General features: G+C 63.0%; 19 protein-coding genes. 6 read left to right on the top strand and 13 right to left on the bottom strand.

From position 1 onward, the window contains the following. Positions 1–18: 18 nt before the first annotated feature. Positions 19–453 (top strand): helix-turn-helix domain-containing protein, encoded by a 435-nt coding sequence (locus tag IT775_RS14305; RefSeq protein WP_212701798.1) that lies wholly within the window; start codon positions 19–21, stop codon positions 451–453. A 141-nt stretch (positions 454–594) separates the two neighbouring features. Here IT775_RS14305 and IT775_RS14300 read toward each other — a convergent pair whose 3' ends face one another. Genes IT775_RS14300 through IT775_RS14275 form a run of 6 tightly spaced genes read right to left on the bottom strand, consistent with a single transcriptional unit; the run spans position 595 to position 6,020 of the window. Further along, positions 595–1,377 (bottom strand): LamB/YcsF family protein, encoded by a 783-nt coding sequence (locus IT775_RS14300; protein WP_212701797.1) that lies wholly within the window; start codon positions 1,375–1,377, stop codon positions 595–597. 3 nt (positions 1,378–1,380) lie between these two features. Next, complete coding sequence (locus IT775_RS14295) at positions 1,381–2,394, bottom strand: 5-oxoprolinase subunit C family protein (protein WP_212701796.1); 1,014 nt, start codon at positions 2,392–2,394, stop codon at positions 1,381–1,383. Then, the gene (locus tag IT775_RS14290; protein ID WP_246525601.1) at positions 2,391–3,155 is read right to left on the bottom strand and encodes a 5-oxoprolinase subunit B family protein; all 765 of its coding nucleotides are present in this window, start codon (positions 3,153–3,155) and stop codon (positions 2,391–2,393) included. The genes IT775_RS14295 and IT775_RS14290 overlap by 4 nt, the downstream gene beginning before the upstream one ends. Continuing rightward, the gene (locus tag IT775_RS14285; RefSeq protein ID WP_212701795.1) at positions 3,155–4,450 is read right to left on the bottom strand and encodes a TRAP transporter large permease; all 1,296 of its coding nucleotides are present in this window, start codon (positions 4,448–4,450) and stop codon (positions 3,155–3,157) included. Before IT775_RS14285 ends, IT775_RS14290 begins: the two co-directional genes overlap by 1 nt. 7 nt (positions 4,451–4,457) lie before the next feature. Further along, the gene (locus IT775_RS14280; protein ID WP_212701794.1) at positions 4,458–5,006 is read right to left on the bottom strand and encodes a TRAP transporter small permease; all 549 of its coding nucleotides are present in this window, start codon (positions 5,004–5,006) and stop codon (positions 4,458–4,460) included. A gap of 51 nt (positions 5,007–5,057) precedes the next feature. Beyond that, positions 5,058–6,020, bottom strand: coding sequence for a TRAP transporter substrate-binding protein (locus IT775_RS14275; protein WP_373049812.1), 963 nt, complete (start codon positions 6,018–6,020; stop codon positions 5,058–5,060). A gap of 259 nt (positions 6,021–6,279) precedes the next feature. Between IT775_RS14275 and IT775_RS14270 the strand changes: the two genes are divergently transcribed. Next, complete coding sequence (locus IT775_RS14270) at positions 6,280–6,813, top strand: winged helix DNA-binding protein (protein WP_246525599.1); 534 nt, start codon at positions 6,280–6,282, stop codon at positions 6,811–6,813. A gap of 115 nt (positions 6,814–6,928) precedes the next feature. On the opposite strand, the gene acmB is transcribed toward IT775_RS14270, so the two are convergent. The 3 genes from acmB to IT775_RS14255 all read right to left on the bottom strand — a co-directional run bounded on the left by acmB (position 6,929) and on the right by IT775_RS14255 (position 9,037). Beyond that, the gene (gene acmB, locus IT775_RS14265) at positions 6,929–7,954 is read right to left on the bottom strand and encodes a methyl acetate hydrolase AcmB (protein ID WP_246525597.1); all 1,026 of its coding nucleotides are present in this window, start codon (positions 7,952–7,954) and stop codon (positions 6,929–6,931) included. Beyond that, positions 7,876–8,049: a hypothetical protein gene (locus tag IT775_RS14260; protein WP_246525607.1), complete on the bottom strand. Its 174-nt coding sequence runs from the start codon at positions 8,047–8,049 to the stop codon at positions 7,876–7,878. Before IT775_RS14260 ends, acmB begins: the two co-directional genes overlap by 79 nt. A 91-nt stretch (positions 8,050–8,140) precedes the next feature. Next, on the bottom strand, positions 8,141–9,037 hold the full coding sequence (locus tag IT775_RS14255; RefSeq protein ID WP_212701792.1) for a LysR family transcriptional regulator: 897 nt from the start codon (positions 9,035–9,037) through the stop codon (positions 8,141–8,143). Positions 9,038–9,140: 103 nt separating this feature from the next. Between IT775_RS14255 and IT775_RS14250 the strand changes: the two genes are divergently transcribed. The 4 genes from IT775_RS14250 to IT775_RS14235 all read left to right on the top strand — a co-directional run bounded on the left by IT775_RS14250 (position 9,141) and on the right by IT775_RS14235 (position 11,789). Then, a complete protein-coding gene (locus IT775_RS14250) occupies positions 9,141–9,695 on the top strand; it encodes a carboxymuconolactone decarboxylase family protein (protein ID WP_212701791.1) in 555 nt (184 codons plus the stop codon). Positions 9,696–9,771: 76 nt separating this feature from the next. Next, complete coding sequence (locus IT775_RS14245) at positions 9,772–10,233, top strand: nuclear transport factor 2 family protein (RefSeq protein ID WP_212701790.1); 462 nt, start codon at positions 9,772–9,774, stop codon at positions 10,231–10,233. Between the two features lie 18 nt (positions 10,234–10,251). Beyond that, positions 10,252–10,899, top strand: a complete 648-nt coding sequence (locus IT775_RS14240) for a glutathione S-transferase family protein (protein ID WP_212701789.1) — start codon at positions 10,252–10,254, stop codon at positions 10,897–10,899. Positions 10,900–10,916: 17 nt separating this feature from the next. Then, positions 10,917–11,789, top strand: a complete 873-nt coding sequence (locus IT775_RS14235; RefSeq protein ID WP_212701788.1) for a pyridoxamine 5'-phosphate oxidase family protein — start codon at positions 10,917–10,919, stop codon at positions 11,787–11,789. Between the two features lie 201 nt (positions 11,790–11,990). On the opposite strand, the gene IT775_RS14230 is transcribed toward IT775_RS14235, so the two are convergent. The 4 genes from IT775_RS14230 to IT775_RS14215 form a co-directional block, all read right to left on the bottom strand. Continuing rightward, on the bottom strand, positions 11,991–13,313 hold the full coding sequence (locus IT775_RS14230; RefSeq protein ID WP_212701787.1) for a TRAP transporter large permease: 1,323 nt from the start codon (positions 13,311–13,313) through the stop codon (positions 11,991–11,993). A gap of 1 nt (position 13,314) precedes the next feature. Then, positions 13,315–13,809, bottom strand: coding sequence for a TRAP transporter small permease subunit (locus IT775_RS14225; RefSeq protein WP_212701786.1), 495 nt, complete (start codon positions 13,807–13,809; stop codon positions 13,315–13,317). Positions 13,810–13,903: 94 nt separating this feature from the next. Then, entirely contained in the window at positions 13,904–14,977 is a 1,074-nt protein-coding gene (locus IT775_RS14220; RefSeq protein WP_212701785.1) for a C4-dicarboxylate TRAP transporter substrate-binding protein, read from the bottom strand. A gap of 60 nt (positions 14,978–15,037) precedes the next feature. After that, entirely contained in the window at positions 15,038–15,499 is a 462-nt protein-coding gene (locus IT775_RS14215) for an SRPBCC family protein (protein ID WP_212701784.1), read from the bottom strand. Positions 15,500–15,501 lie beyond the last annotated feature (2 nt).

Here is a 15,501-nt window from a genome sequence, read left to right as displayed (position 1 = left end):
AACTTGAGGTCAAGCCTGATGATGGACATCGCCGAGGTCGCAAGGAAAAGCGGCATCCCCGCCTCGACACTACGGTATTACGAAGAAAAGGGGTTGATACAGGCGGCCGGGCGACGGGGGCTGCGGCGCATTTTCGAACCCGATATCCTGACCCGCCTGTCCCTGATCTCACTCGGACAGATCGCGGGTTTCACGCTCTCGGAAATCGCCGAGATGCTGCGCTACGAAGACAAGCCGAGGATCGAACACCGCAAATTGAGCGAGAAGGCCGATCAGCTTGACCTGCGCATCAAGGAACTGACGGCGCTGCGCGATGGTCTGCGTCACGTGGCGAATTGCACAGCGCCGAGCCATCTTGAATGCCCGAGCTTCCGCCGCTTGATGCGCACCGCCCTGGCGCGCTATGCGAAACGCCGGAGAACATCGCGGGTGCCCGGCCGATCCGCCATCTGACCCAAGACGGCACCTGGGGCTTATCGCAACTGGGGCCCGCCGACAGCGCGCAACCGGCCAGAGCGGGCCTGACATCACTGCGGAAAGGTCTTGGAACCGAGGAATCGACGTTCCCCCGGCACCAGCACACTGGTGTTGCCCTCAATCCGCCGTGAAAGGATGCCCCGCGAATTGCCCGATCTTGATGCCGTTGGCTTCAAGGTTGCCGCGCACGCTTTGCGCGATCTTGACCGCGGTCGGCGTGTCGCCATGCAGGCAGATCGTATCGATCCGGGTCGGGATATGCTTGCCGCTTTCGGTGATGATCGCGCCCGCCTTCACCATTTCCAGCATCCTTTGCCCCGCGCGGTCGGGATCGTGGATGACGGCGCCGGGCTGGCTGCGATCCACCAGCGTCGCGTCGTCGTTATAGGCCCGGTCGGCAAAGATTTCGCAGGCGGCGCGGCATTGCAATTCCTCGACCGCCGCGTTCTGCTGCGTTCCGGCCAGAACCATGATGATCAGGTCAGGGTCGACATCGAGCGCCGCCCGGTAACAGGCCAGCGCCATGTCCTTGTCCTCGGACGCCATGTTGGCAAGCGCGCCGTGCAGCTTGAGATGGCGCACCTTTGCCCCCACCGAGCGCGCGATCGCCTGCGCCGCGCCCAGCTGGTAGCGCACGAGGTTGGCAAGGCTGTCGAGTGGCATGGTCATCCGGTTGCGGCCGAACCCCTGCAGATCGGGAAATCCGGGATGCGCGCCGATACCCACGTTGTTCTTCGCCGCCAGAGACATGGTCGGGCCCATCGTATCCCAATCGCCCGCATGCATGCCGCAGGCGACATTGGCCGAACTGACCACTTCGAGAAGCGCCGCGTCGTTGCCCATGACCCACGGTCCGAAGCTTTCGCCCATATCGGCATTCAAATCGACAGAAAGTGTCATGGCTCAGTCCTCTTCGTTGCCGGCGATGACGCCGCTGATCAGTTGATAGGATAGCAAATCATGCATGTCGCGCGGGTCGCGCACCAATGGCGTCAGCCTGCCCCTGAGAGCACGCAGATTGGCATCGTGGCGGCGTTCGGCTTCGACCGCTTCGGCCATCGTCACGAAACGGAACCGAAGAACCGCTTGCGGCTGGGCCTGCGCCACCCGGGCAAGATCGCAGGGCAGGACGGTGCCGATCCTCGGATAGCCGCCGGTGGTCTGGCATTCCGCCATCAGGACAAACGGCGCGCCGTCGCCGGTGATCTGGATGTCGCCGGGCACGATCACCTCGGACAACACGCTCAAGCCGCCCTCGACAAGGAAACCGGGGCCGTCGAAATTCATCCTGACGCCCATGCGGTTGCCGCGCATGTCCCGGTGGAAGGCGGTGCTTTCGAAGGCGGCGCGGATGTCTTCCGAGAACAGGTCGGTTTGCAGGCTGGGCAGCACCCGTACCTCGCCACCGCCGAAGCGGTCCTCGGGCACCAGCAGCTTGCCCACCTCGTCGGACCTGTCGGCCCCGATCCGCAGCGTATCGCCCGACTGCAAGATCCCCCCGATCCCCGCCGACACATGCGTCGCGCGCGACCCCAAACGCGGATCAAGATCAAAGCCGCCGCCGACATGAAGGTATCCGTAGATGCCGGTTCTGGCCGCGCCGATCGACAAAACGGCCCCCGCCGGCAACAGGTGGCTGACGTTCCAGGCCACCGGCGTGCCGTCGATTCTCGCGCTCATCTCGGCCCCGGTCAGCGCGATACGCGTATCGACGTCCGTCACGAATTCGCCTCCGAACCCCGCCATTTCAAGCGCCGCCAGATCGGCCGACTGCCCCATCAGGGCCGCGCCCTCGGCAAGCGCCGTGAGGTCCGCCGCGCCGCCGCGCGACAGCCCGTAGGCGAGGTAACCGCCCCGCCCCCGGTCCTGCACGGTCAACACCGGACCCGCCCTGCGTATGGTCAGTTTTCCGGTCATTTCAACGCCTCGAACTCTGCGCCGCCATCCGGCCCCGAGGTACGCATGTTTTCGTAAACCTCTCGCGACACCGACGGGAACATCACCTCGTCCCCCGGGCGCAAGACGAAGGGCGTTTCGCTTTCGGGACGGAACAGGCGGATCGCGGTCTGACCGACATGGCGCCATCCCGTCGGGGTGGTGACCGAGAACAGGACAAGCTGCCGGATCGCCACTGCCAGCGCGCCCTCGGGCACCTGCGGGGTCAGCGCCTGCTGCCGCGGGATGTCCCAGCGTTCCGGCAATTCGCCAAGATAGGGCTGCCCGGCCGCGAAACCGATCGTCTGCACCCGCACCCGCGCCTGCGACAGCGAACGGATCGCTTCGTCGCGCGTGATCCCGGCCACCGCGGCGGCCTCGTCAAGCTGCGGCGCCAAATCGCCGCCGTAAACGGTCGGTATCCGCCACAAGCGGCGCCCTTTGGGCAGGGCTTCGGCGTACCAGTCGGTGCGGCCAAGAAGCTGGCGCAACTGGGCTTCGATCTCCGCATGACTGCGCGCCAGCGGATCGAAACGCAGGAAACACGACAGCAAGGAGGTCGAGCTTTCCTCGACACCTTCCCAGTTTTCCTTCTCCACCGCCGCGCGGAAGGCCAACGCCGCGCGGTTCGCCGGTTCGCTCAGCCGGTCGCCGAAGCTCACCAGCATGCCGTCGAACCCGACGGTCCGGATGCGCGGCCAAAGGCCCCGCTCCATCGTGTTTTTCGTCGCCGTATCGGCCATCACATGTTTTCCGGCAGGAAGGTTACGATTTCGGGCACGGCCACGATAATCGCCAGCGCCACGAGCATCAGAAGGAAGAACGGCAACGCCGCCCGCGCCACCGTCAGGATATTGCGGCCGGTCAGCGATTGCAGCACGAACAGGTTGAAACCGACCGGCGGCGTGATCTGCGACATCTCCACCACGATCACCACGAAAATGCCGAACCACAGCGGATCGATCCCGACCTTCAGTACCATCGGCATGATCACCGACGTGGTCAGGACGACAACCGAAATCCCGTCAAGGAAACAGCCCATGATCACGAAGAACACGGTCAGCGCCGCCAGCAGCGTATAGGTCGACAGCCCCATCCCGCCGATCCATTCGGCCAGCAGGCGCGGAATGCCGGTAAAACCCATCGCGACGGTCAGGAACGACGCCCCGGCAAGGATGAAGGCGATCATGCACGACGTGACCATCGCGCCCATCAGGCCTTCGAAAAAGCTCTGCCGGGTCAGCGATCCGGACGACCAGGACATGACCAGTGCCAGAACCACCCCAACGGCGGCTGCATCCGTCGGCGATGCGATCCCTGCGTAGATCGACCCGATCACCCCGGCGATCAGGCCGATCACCGGCAGCAGGCGGCGGGAATGATAGAGCTTTTCGCGCAAGGTATAGCGCGTGCCTTCGGCCGGAAGGCTGCCTCGGTTCATCACCCCCCAGAGCGCGACATATCCAACGAACAGCGACACCAGCAAAAGCCCCGGCAGGATACCTGCCACGAACAGGCGCGCGATGGATTGCTCGGTCGCCACGCCGTAAACGATGAGAATGATCGACGGCGGGATCAGAAGGCCCAGCGTCGCCGATCCCGCCAGCGTACCGATCACCATCTTTTCGGGATATCCGCGCTTGGAAAGTTCGGGGATCGACAGTTTCCCGATCGTCGCAGCCGTTGCCGCGGACGATCCCGACACCGCCGCGAAGATCCCGCAGCCGAAGATATTCACGTGCAGGAGCTGCCCCGGAAGCCGGTTCATCCACGGCGCCAATCCGGTGAACATGTCTTCGCTCAGGCGCGAGCGAAACAGGATTTCACCCATCCAGATGAACAGCGGCAACGCGGCCAGCGCCCAGGAATTGCCGTGGCCCCAGATCGTCGTGGCCATGACAAGCCCCAGCGGCGCATCGGAAAACAGCATCATCGCCGACATGCCCACGGCCAGCAGCGAAAGCGCCACCCAAAGCCCCGAGCCGAGGAAGACGAAAAGCAGCACGAAAAGGATGATAGAAAGGGTCAGAACGCTCATGGCCGGCTCATTCGTTCAGCAGGTTCTCGCCCTTGCCTTCGTACGAGGCGGGCAGACCCATCAGGTTACAGATCAATTCGTCCAGCAGGGCGATGGTCAGAACGCCAAGCCCCACGGCAACCGGCAGCTGCACCGCCCAAAGCGGCAGCGAAATCATGCCCGAGGTCCGGTCGCCGTATTCATGGCTTTCGGCGACGAGCAGCCCCATGTAGACCGTGGCATAGGCGACCATCGCCAGCGCAAGGGCAATGACCACGGTTTCGACCCGGCGCCGGGCCTTGTTGCGCAGCAGCCCGGTGACCAGCGTCACCCGGATATGCCCGCCTTCGCGCAGCGTGTAGGCCAGTCCGAGGAAGGTGGAGGCGGCCAGAAGGAAACCGGTGAAATCCGAATAGGACGGAATGGTCAGGCCGATCGCCTGCCCGGTCATCGCGGCCGCAACCTTGTCAATGAGGTTGAGGCATACCTGCGCGAAGACGAGGCCGGTTATCGAAAGAATACAAAGCGCCGCCACGATGCCGCTCAGTCTGTAGAGTGCCGTCAAAATCGGGCGCATGTTTCCATCCTCCGCAAGGGTGCGGGCGGCAGTGCCGCCCGCGGTCTTCATTCAGTTCTGATACGCGTTGAGCAGGGTTTCGCCCTCTGCGCCAGCCGAGGCGTTCCAGTCCGCCAGCATCTGCGCGCCGATTGCCTTCAGACCGTCCATCAGTTCGGCCGAAGGTTCGACCACGGTGATGCCGTTTTCCTTCAGCACGGCGACTTTCGCGGCGGTCTCGGCCTTGCTCATTTCCCAGCCGCGCGCCTCTGCGGCGGCCGCCGCTTCGAGAACGGCTTTCTGGGTCGCGTCATCCAGACGGCGGAACGAACGTTTGTTCACGACGACGATGTTCTTGGGGAGCCACGCCTGAATGTCGGTGTAATGCGACAGGAAATCCCACGCTTTCGAGTTCGCACCGGTCGAGGGCGAAGTGATCATCGCTTCCACCCGGCCGGTGGTGAAGGCCTGCGGGATATCCGGCACCTCGACCTGCGTCGGAGCGGCACCGGCAAGCGTTGCGAACTGTTCGAGGGTCGCGTTATAGGTGCGGAACTTCATGCCCTTCAGGTCGTCGACCGTCTTGATTTCCTTGGTCGTGTAAAGGCCCTGCGGCGGCCACGGCACGGCGTAAAGCGCCATCAGGCCCTGCTTGTCGAGAAGCGCGTCGATGGTGTCTTTCTGGGCGGCCCAGAGCTTTTCCGCGTCGCCATAGCTGGTCGCGAGGAACGGCAGGGAATCCGCGCCGAATGCAGGGTTGTCGTTGTTCAGCAGCGACAGGAAGAATTCGCCGATCGGAACCTGACCGCTGCGAACGGCCTTGCTGATTTCCGGATGCTTGAACAGCGACCCCGCCGAATGCACCTTGATATCAAGCGCACCGCCGGTCTTGTCGGCGACGTCCTTGGCGAAGTCATGGATGTTCGCGGTGTGGAAGGTCGCGTCCGGATAGGGCGTCGGCATATCCCAGGTTTCGGCATGAACCGGTAAAGTGGCACAGGCGACGGCCAATGCGGCGGCGCCGATCTTTTTCATGAAGGTCATTTCTCTCACTCCGTTGGACTTCAGACTTTATTGGTGACGTCATGCTCATCCAAACGATGACGATTTGTCAACGTTTTATCATAATGCTCTCAATCTCTCTCCGGCTTCCTTTTCCGACAGCCGCAAAGTAAACTAATAATTATCAGTAGCTTACGCGAAAACACCGGCAACGAGACCATGCCTTGAGACACAAACAGCCCCTTGTTTGGGACAATTTTCCTGCATAATTTATCAATAAATCGCAAAGTTTATGCAGGAGCTGAAGATGACCGGATCGCAGGATGACCGTAGAATCGTTTCCTCACGCCACCTTGCCGAGGGTGAAGGCTGGGAAGTGTCGGAATACGAATTCGGCCTGATCATCGCCTATAACGCCTTCAGCCGCTGGATGACCCGTTGCATGACCGCCGCCGGACAGCCCGAGCTCAATCCTCTGGATATCCTGATCCTGCACAACGTGAACCACCGCGACCGTGAAAAGCGGCTTTCGGACATCTGCTTCCTGCTCAACATCGAAGATACGCACACCGTTAACTACGCGCTGCGAAAGCTGCTCAAGGCGGGGCTGGTGATATCGGAAAAGCGCGGCAAGGAAGTGTTCTACTCGACCTCGCCCACCGGCGCCGACCTGTGCCGGGCCTATCGCGACGTCCGCCGTCAGTGCCTTCTCGAAGCGGTCGGCCCCACCGATTTCAAAGGCTCCGAACTGCGCGAAATCGCCCGCAGCCTGAGAACGCTGTCCGGCCAGTACGACCAGGCCAGCCGGGCCGCCGCATCGTTGTGATCCCTCTATCGGACGCAAGCCGAACGCCAAAGGGCGGAACGGACGTGCCGGGCACGCGGTGTGCCCCGCCGGGCGGCCCCAACCGGCCCGCCCGGAAAAGTCGCTGAAGCTCAGGTCATGCCGCGCGTGCGGTTTTCAACGCCGCGTAGACCGCGGTTTCGAAATCCATGTACCCGGTGAAGGAGATAGGGTCGGCAAAGGGCAGGATTTGCGTCGCCCAGTAGCCGCCGACGCCCGTTTCGCGATCGATCCAGTAGTAGCTGTTTGCCAGCCCCGCCCAACCGATGGATCCCGCGGGCCGACCTGTCGGCGCCTCTTCCGAATTGATCATGAAGGTGTAGGACCAATCCTTTTGCTGGCCGGGGAAGAATTCGGCGTCGTTGGATAGGTTCGCGATCACGCCGGGCAGCATGGTCACTTTCTGCGGCGGCACCAAACCGCCCTTCACCGCCCAGTCCACGGTTTCGGGCTTCAGCACCCGGCCATTCGGTCCGGCACCGTCGTTGAGCCACATGCGGATGAATTTCATGTAGTCGGTCACCGTACCGTAAAGCCCATGCCCGCCCATGTGCACCTCGGGGTCGTCAGGCAGCGCGAAATCATCCATCGGCGTCAGGCTGCCGTCGTCATCGCGCGCATGGATGGTGGCGGTGCGGGCCTTCATGCCGTCGCTGCGGGTAAAAGTAATGTCGTCCATGCCCAGCCGGGCAAAGACACGTTCGGCCATCACATCGCCAAGACGCTTGCCGCGGATGCCTTCGACCACCTGACCGACCCAGTCGATGTTGGCGCCGTATTCCCAACGCTCGCCCGGATCGAACAACAGCGGCGTTTCGATCGCCGCGCGCGACCCGGTGACCACCGAAGGCTGACCGTGTTCTTCCGCCAACCGCTTGTAGGTTTCGTTAAAGAAATCATAACCGAACCCGGCCGTGTGCAGCATGAGCTGCCGGGTGGTGACATCGCTCTTGGGCGCACGCAGCACCGGGGCGCCGGCAGCGTCGAAACCGTCGATCACCTGGAGTTCGCCAATTGCAGGTGCGTATTCCCTGGCCGGGGCATCTAGGTCGAGAAGCCCTTCCTCGACACATTGCAGCGCTCCAGCGGCCGCACCCGGTAGGGCATGTAGACGGTCCGGCAAAACTCCTGAACTTCGTCCCAATCCTGCGAATGGGTCGGCCAATCATCGCAGATCGGCGTCCCGTTCGCATCCAGGGCAAGCGCCTCCTCCAGCATCTTGCTGCTCCTCCGGTGTCTCCGCGATCAGATTAGCCGAAACCGAATATCGGTCAATTGCACGGTGCGAAGCCCACCTGCCCGGGCCGTGTCACGCCAAACCGGCCGCAAGCCTCGGCGCGGCGAAATCGAGGAACGCGCGGAGCTTCTGCGGGACCAAGGCCCGCGGTTCATAGAGAAGGTGGACCGGCCAGGGATCGGGTTCGAAATCCTGCAGAAGGACCGCCAGCCGCCCCGCCTTGATCGCGGTGGCCGCCTGGTACGACAGGACGCGGGTAAACCCCAGCCCGTCAACGGCGGCATCGATTGCCGCTTCGGCGGTATTCACGATCAACCGCGACCGCACCGCAACGGATCTTTCCTGCCGCCCCGATCCGAACCGCCAGTTCTGCGGCGACAGGAGGCTTTGGAAGATGATGCCGTCCAGACGGGCCAGGTCTTCGGGCACCTTCGGCGTTCCGCGTTGCTCAAGGTAGGAAGGGCTGGCGCATACGATCCGACGCACCTCGCCCACCTTGCGGGCGATGAACATGCTGTCCGCAAGCGGCCCGATACGCACCGCCAGGTCAAGGTGTTCCTCGTGCAGGTTCACCGGGCGGTCGGTCAATTCCAGCCTGACGTCGATATCCGGGAAAGCCCGCAGGAAGGCGTTCACCGCCGGCAGTACGTGCAATCGGCCAAAGACGATGGGAGCGGTCATCGTCAGCGTTCCCCGAGGTGCGGTGAATTCGCCGGACGCATTGCGTTCGGCTTCCGAAACGTCTTCCAGGATTCTGCGGCAGGCCGCGACATAGGTTCTGCCCGTGTCGGTGAGTGTGAGTCCCCTCGGCGAGCGCAGCAACAGCTCGGCGCCGAGCTTGGCTTCCAGTTCGGAAATCCGGCGGCTGACGGTGGCGATCGGCATCCGCAACGCGCGCGCACCGGCGGTCAGGCTGCCTTCGTCCACGACGCGCACGAAGATGGACATGGTTTCAAGACGGTCAGTCATCTTATTTCCAATTTCTGGAAGCCTTTATCTCAACTATATGATCTACTGCCAATTATTGGAAGCGCGTAAATCCTCCTCACGAAGCAAGCAGAGGAGCTTTCACATGTCCCGCATCGCCTATCCCGACAACATCGCCACCGCGCCCGAAGCCTCGCAGCCGCTGCTGCAGGCCGTCGAAAAGCAACTGGGCACGGTCCCGAACCTGTTCCGCCTTGTCAGCGTCAGCCCGGTCGCACTGGAAGGCTATCTCAGCCTGTCCGGCGCGCTCGGCAAGGGTCGCCTGCCGGCCGCAACCCGCGAACGCGTGGCGCTGGCCGTGGCGCAGATCAACGGCTGCAGCTACTGCCTTTCGGCCCACACCTATCTCGGCAAGAACCTCGCCAAGCTCGACGACGCCGAAATCGCGGCCAACCGCGTCGGCCGTTCGCATGATGCCAAGGCCGACGCCGCCGTGCGGTTCGCCGCAAAGGTGACCGCCGCGCGTGGCCGGGTCGATGCAGAGGATCTGCGCGCGGTCCGCGATGCCGGCTATGACGACGGCCAGATCATCGAGATCGTGCAGCACGTCGCGCTGAACACCTGGACTAATTACCTGAACGAACTCGCCCAGACCGAGATCGACTTCCCCGCGGTCGATGCCAACGAACTCGCGGCCTGATCTCTGTACCGCGGCCGGGGCTTGCCCGGCCGCGGACCTCTCAACACCCCTCAAGCAAAACAGAAAGGAGGCACCGATGGCCCGTCCCCCGCTTCCCCCGTTCACCGAAGACAGCGCCAAGCAAAAGGTCCGCCTTGCCGAGGACGGCTGGAATTCCCGCGATCCGGCCAAGGTCGCGCTGGCCTATACGCCGGACAGCCGTTGGCGCAACCGCATCGAATTCCCGGTTGGCCGCGCCGAGATCGAGGCCTTTCTAACCCGGAAATGGGCGCGCGAACTTGACTATCGCCTGATCAAGGAGCTCTGGGCGTTCGGGGGCAACCGCATCGCCGTGCGCTATGCCTACGAATACCACGACAGTGGGCAGTGGTTCCGTGCCTACGGCAACGAAAACTGGGAATTCGCCCCGAACGGCCTGATGGCGGCCCGGCATGCCAGCATCAACGAACGCCCCATCCGCGAGGTCGAACGCAAGTTCCACTGGCCGTTGGGTCGCCGGCCCGATTATCACCCCGGCCTCAGCGATCTTGGCCTCTGATCGATGAAGGATAGCCCGATGAATCCGCATTTCCCCGCCGCCGCCGCGCCGGTCAAACTGTATCGCAACCCGAAGTCGGGGCATTGCCACCGGGTGGAACTGATGCTGTCGCTGCTTGGCGTGCCGTGCGATCCGATCGACCTGGACATGGCGGGCGGCGCCCACAAAGCGCCCGCATATCTCAAGATCAGCCCGTTTGGTCAGGTTCCCGCCATCGACGACAACGGCACCACCCTGTCGGATTCCAATGCCATCCTCATCTATCTGGTGCGCAAGTATCCCGACGGCCACGACTGGCTGCCGGACGTGCCCGAAGCCGCCGCCGAGGTGCAGCGCTGGCTGTCGGTGGCAGCGGGCGAAATCGCAGGGGGGCCGGCGGCGGCACGGCTGGCAACGCTATTTAACGCGCCGCTGGACCATGTGGCGGCCAAAGCCAAGGCCCACAGGCTGTTCGCGGTGATGCAACCGCTGTTGAAGGAACGCGATTTCCTCGCCGGGTCCGCCATCACCATCGCCGACGTCGCGGGCTACAGCTACATCGCCCACGCCCCCGAAGGCGGTGTCAGTCTCGATGCCTATCCGGCCATTCGCGCGTGGCTGGCCCGGATCGAGGCGCTGCCGGGTTTCGTGGGCATGGCGCGTTCGCCCATTCCCGAAACGTCCTGAACGGAAAGGCGATTGCCATGAAAAAGCCCGATCAGGTTTTCCACGACGGCGAACGCGCGGTACAGGAACGTGCCGGCGTTCCGGCAGAATGGCGCGAACGGGCCGCCCGCGTCATCCGGGAAGCCATGCCGACCCAGCATCAGGTGTTCTTCGAAAGCCTGCCGGCGCTGTTTCTCGGCCTGCGGGACAGGCAAGGCAGGCCGTGGGCCACGGTCTGCCCTCTCCCCGCAGGCGCACGGGCGACGCCCACCGAGCTGTCGACCAGCGGCCGCCCGGTTCTTGCCGAACCGCTCGGGCTGGACACCGGGGCAGGTGCCAAGGTGGCTGTTCTCGGGCTCGAATTCGCAACCCGGCGGCGGAACCGGATGAATGGCAGCATCATCGCCACCGGAAAGGACGGTCTGGCGATCGCAGTCGAGCAGAGCTTCGGAAACTGCCCGAAATACATCCAGACGCGCGATTTCCGCCTGCCTGCCGGGCCGCTGCCGCCCGCCGTGGGCACCCGTGTTGCAATCGGCGATGCAGCGGCAAGGCGGATCATTTCTGGTGCTGACACGTTCTTCATCGCGACCTATGCGAATGGCGGAGCAGATGTGTCCCATCGCGGCGGCGAGCCCGGTGTCCTGCGGCCAAACGCGGATGGTTCGCTTTCCTTTCCGGATTTCACCGGCAACCGGTTCTTTAACACGCTGGGCAATATCGAGGTCAGTCGCCGCGCCGGGCTGTTCATTCCGGATTTTACCAGTGGCGAGGCGATCCTGTTGACCGGAAGCGCCAAGACAGACTGGTCCCCTGTCCGGGCGGCGGAGTTCGAGGGCGCCGAACGTGTCGTGGACATCCATCCCGAGGAAGTCTGGCGGGTCAGGCAGGCGATCCCCTTGGCTGCGTGAAACCTCACCCACCGTGTGACCGGCCGTCGTCAGAGTGTCCGCGCGTCGATCATCCCCACGGGCCGGGCGGGCGCGACGGTTTCACAAGGTCCATGAACCGGTGGGCATTCGGGCGCTCTTTCCAGGAGCGCCCGGAAATCTTCGATGCCGGTGGGCCGTCAATTCGACGGGCTGCCGCAACTGCGCCACCACGGCGGCCCCTCACCCGATCACAAGTCCCGGAAACACCGCCACGAGCGTCAGCACGCCAAGCATAACCCCGACATACGGAAGAGCACCCGCGAATATCGATTCAAGCGAGGTGCGGCCATCGGCAAGTGTCGAATGCACCGTGAAAATCGAGATCCCGAACGGGGGTGTCAGCAGGCCGACTTCCACTGCGATCACGGTAATGATGCCGAACTGGATCAGGTCGAAGCCAAGCCTCTCGGCGATCGGCGCAGCGATCGGCACGACGATCAACAGAATTGAGCTGCTGTCCAGGATCATGCCCAAAAGCAGAACCAGGATCACATAGACGACGAGGAAGCCCATGGCTCCGAAGCCACTGTTCTGCACGAAGGTCCCGATGGCAGAGGGAATACCCGCCACGGCCAGCATCTGGCTGTAGAACCCGGCCGCAACGAGAAGCGCCAGGATCCCGACGGAAATCGAACCCGTTTGGGTCAATACCTGCCACCACTTGCCAAGGTTCAGGCTGCGACGCAGCAACGCGATCACCAGGGCCGCGAAAGCCCCGACGCCGCCGGCCTCCGTCGGGGTGAAAAACCCGCTGTAGAGTCCCCCCAGAACAAACAGGACCAGCACGATGATCGGGGTCAGCTTGCGCAGGATTTCACCCGTCGGCATCGCCGGCGGCAGCGGATGATCTTCGTTCTTCCTGATCAGATATTCCTGCGTGAACACGAAACCCGGCGCGAATTTCGCCACCAGCATGATCCACAGGACGAACCCGCCAGCCAACAGCGCCCCGGGAACAAGGCCGGCGATGAACATACGACCGATCGACTGTTCGGCCAGCACCCCGTAGATGATCAGAAGCAGGCTGGGCGGGATCAGCATGCCCAGCACCGAACTGCCCGCCACCGTGCCCGCCGAGAACGACGGCCGGTAGCCATGGCGGGTCATCTCGGGCACCGCAACCTTGGTGAACACCGCCGCCGAGGCGATGGAGACGCCGGTAACGGCCGCGAAAATCGTGTTGGCGGCCACCGTGGCGATGCCCAGCCCGCCCAGCAGGCGGCGTAACAAAGCCTCTGCCACGTCGAAGGTATCCTTGCCGACATTCGAAATGCTGACCAGGTGCCCCATCAGGACAAACAGGGGGATGGTGGCGAAAAGATAATTGGCCACGCCGTTATAGGCGGCAATCGACATCAAGCGCATCGACAGGTCGAAATTGCCCCGGATGATCCAAACCCCAGCAAAGGCGACGGCCATCAGGGCAACGGCGATGCGCATGCCCATCAGGACCAGGACGAAAAGCACGCCGATCAAGATCAGACCGATGGTAATACTGCTCATTTCAGTGACCTTTTTCGGATTTGGCCAGCTTCGCGCTTTCGAAAGCGACGGTGACGAAGGCAATGCTGGTCGCGCCCGACCCGAGGACAACCAGCAGATGGAACGGCAAGGTCGGCAGGGTCCAGACCCCGCGAACGCCAAAGAATTCGGAAGAAACCCAAGCCTCATGCGTGTCGGGCCAGGCCGCGATCGCGACCAGCACGAACAAAACGGCCCCGATCAACGCGAATAGCGTATCGAGGACGTGCACCGCGCGGCGCGAATACAGCCGGATACCGCGCAGCAGGAAATCCGCGCGGATCAGGGTTCCGTTCAGCGTTGCGGCGGGCAGCATCAAGAACACGATCGCCACTACGCTGCGCGCGGAAATCTCGGCGACCCCGGTGATCGGAGCCGCGAGGAAATTGCGGCCGACCACGTCGGCCACAATCAACAGCATGATGGCGAAGATCCACACCGTCCCGATCGCCGCAACGGCGTTGAAAACAGCCTGCAAGCCCCGTTTCAGCGGGCCTGGCCTTGGATTGCGAAGCATATCTTGTTGCATGTCATTTCCAGCTTAACGGGGTGAAACGGTGCGGATCGACGCCTCAGATCTCGGCGGACCAATCCCGCGCCGGGGTAATCCCGCGCGCTTTCAGCTCGCTGAAATAGGCCTTCAGAACTGTCGCGGCGGCCGGGCCATTCGCATCCAGCCAGGGCTTGGCGACATTGGGCAGGGTCCGAGCCCACTTTTCGCGCTCGGCCTCGGGCATTTCCGAAACCTGCAGTCCGGCCGCGACCATTTCGGTCATCGCATTGGTCGAACGCTCGGTCACATAGTCGCCGTGGCTGCGCGACGTGATCCGCCCCGCTTCGCGCAAAGCAGTCTGCACCTCGGCCGGCAGACGGTCGAAGAACCGTTTGTTGACCGCAATGCCCCCGAAATACATCGACCCGAAACCGACACGCGTCAAATGCGGCGCGACTTCGTAGACGCGGGTCGGCTGGATGCCGCTGGCAAAGGACAGCGTCCCTTCGGACACGCCGGTCTGGATGTCGGTATAGTAGGTCGTCAGCGCGCCGTTCACCGGCGTGCACCCGGTATCCAGCAGCCAGTTCGCAGACGTGCCAGGCGCGTTCAAACGGCGGTTCGCCACATCATCAACCGAGGAAATCGGGAAGTTCGAATAGACGTCGTAGTTGTCGGTCACCAGCGACGACAAATGCACCATGTTCTGGTCCGTCCAGCCGGCCCGCAGCTCGGGCACTTCGTCGGTCATCTTGTCGAAAATGTCGATGACAACGTTGTGGTCGGAATTCGCGAAGGGCGTGAAATAGGTGACGTTCTGCAGCGGCATCGCAGAACCTTCCCAAACAGTGCCGACCATGCCGATGTCCACGATCCCGTCGCGCACAGCGGTGCGGGTATCCTTGAACTTGTACAACGTACCACCGTAGTTTTCCGTCCAGTTCACCGCGTACTTGCCGCCGGCATCGGTCAGCAAACGCTCCAGCGCAGGCTGCAGCGCATTTTGCATGGCATAGACCCAGATGTTGTTGGTCGGGTGGCTGGAGCCGATCTGGATATTGATGGTTTCTGCCGCAATCAGGCGCGTGTTCAGAAACGGTGTCGCAAGCGTGGCAGATGAGGCGGCCAAAAAGGCCCGGCGTGATGTTTTCATGGTTTCCTCCCTTGGAATTCCGCGTCCTGCGCGGTCAGTTTTGGTCTTGATGGGCGCTTCTTAGGCGGCTGGCGCGTCCTCCTCAACAGCCAGAGCGCGGTCGAAATTGGCGAAGAATTCGCCGGTCAGTTTTTGGGCAGTGGACTTGATCAAGCGGTTGCCCAGGGCGGCCAGCTTGCCCCCTACGGCAACATCGGCGGTGTAGTCCAGAACGGTTTCAGGCCCTTGCGGGGTCAGCGTCACCTTGGCCGCCCCCTTGGCAAATCCCGCGATCCCCCCCGACCCTTTGCCAGACAGGGTGCAGGACCTGCCCACGACAATGTCGCTCAGTTCGACCTCGCCCTTGAAACGGGCGGATACCGGGCCGATCTTCAGCTTGACCACGGCGGCGAAGCTGGTGTCGCTGGTCTGTTCCAGGCTTTCGCATCCCGGAATGGCCTGTTCCAGCACATCGCGGTCGAACAGCGCCGACCAGACCTCTTCGGGCGTGGCGGCAAGGGATTGGCGACCTTCAAGTTCCATTG

Origin of the sequence: Thalassovita aquimarina (assembly GCF_018219815.1) — a bacterium.
GTDB lineage: Bacteria > Pseudomonadota > Alphaproteobacteria > Rhodobacterales > Rhodobacteraceae > Thalassobius > Thalassobius aquimarinus.
Note: the sequence above shows the minus strand (reverse complement) of the source record. Positions and strands in the feature narration are given on the sequence as shown.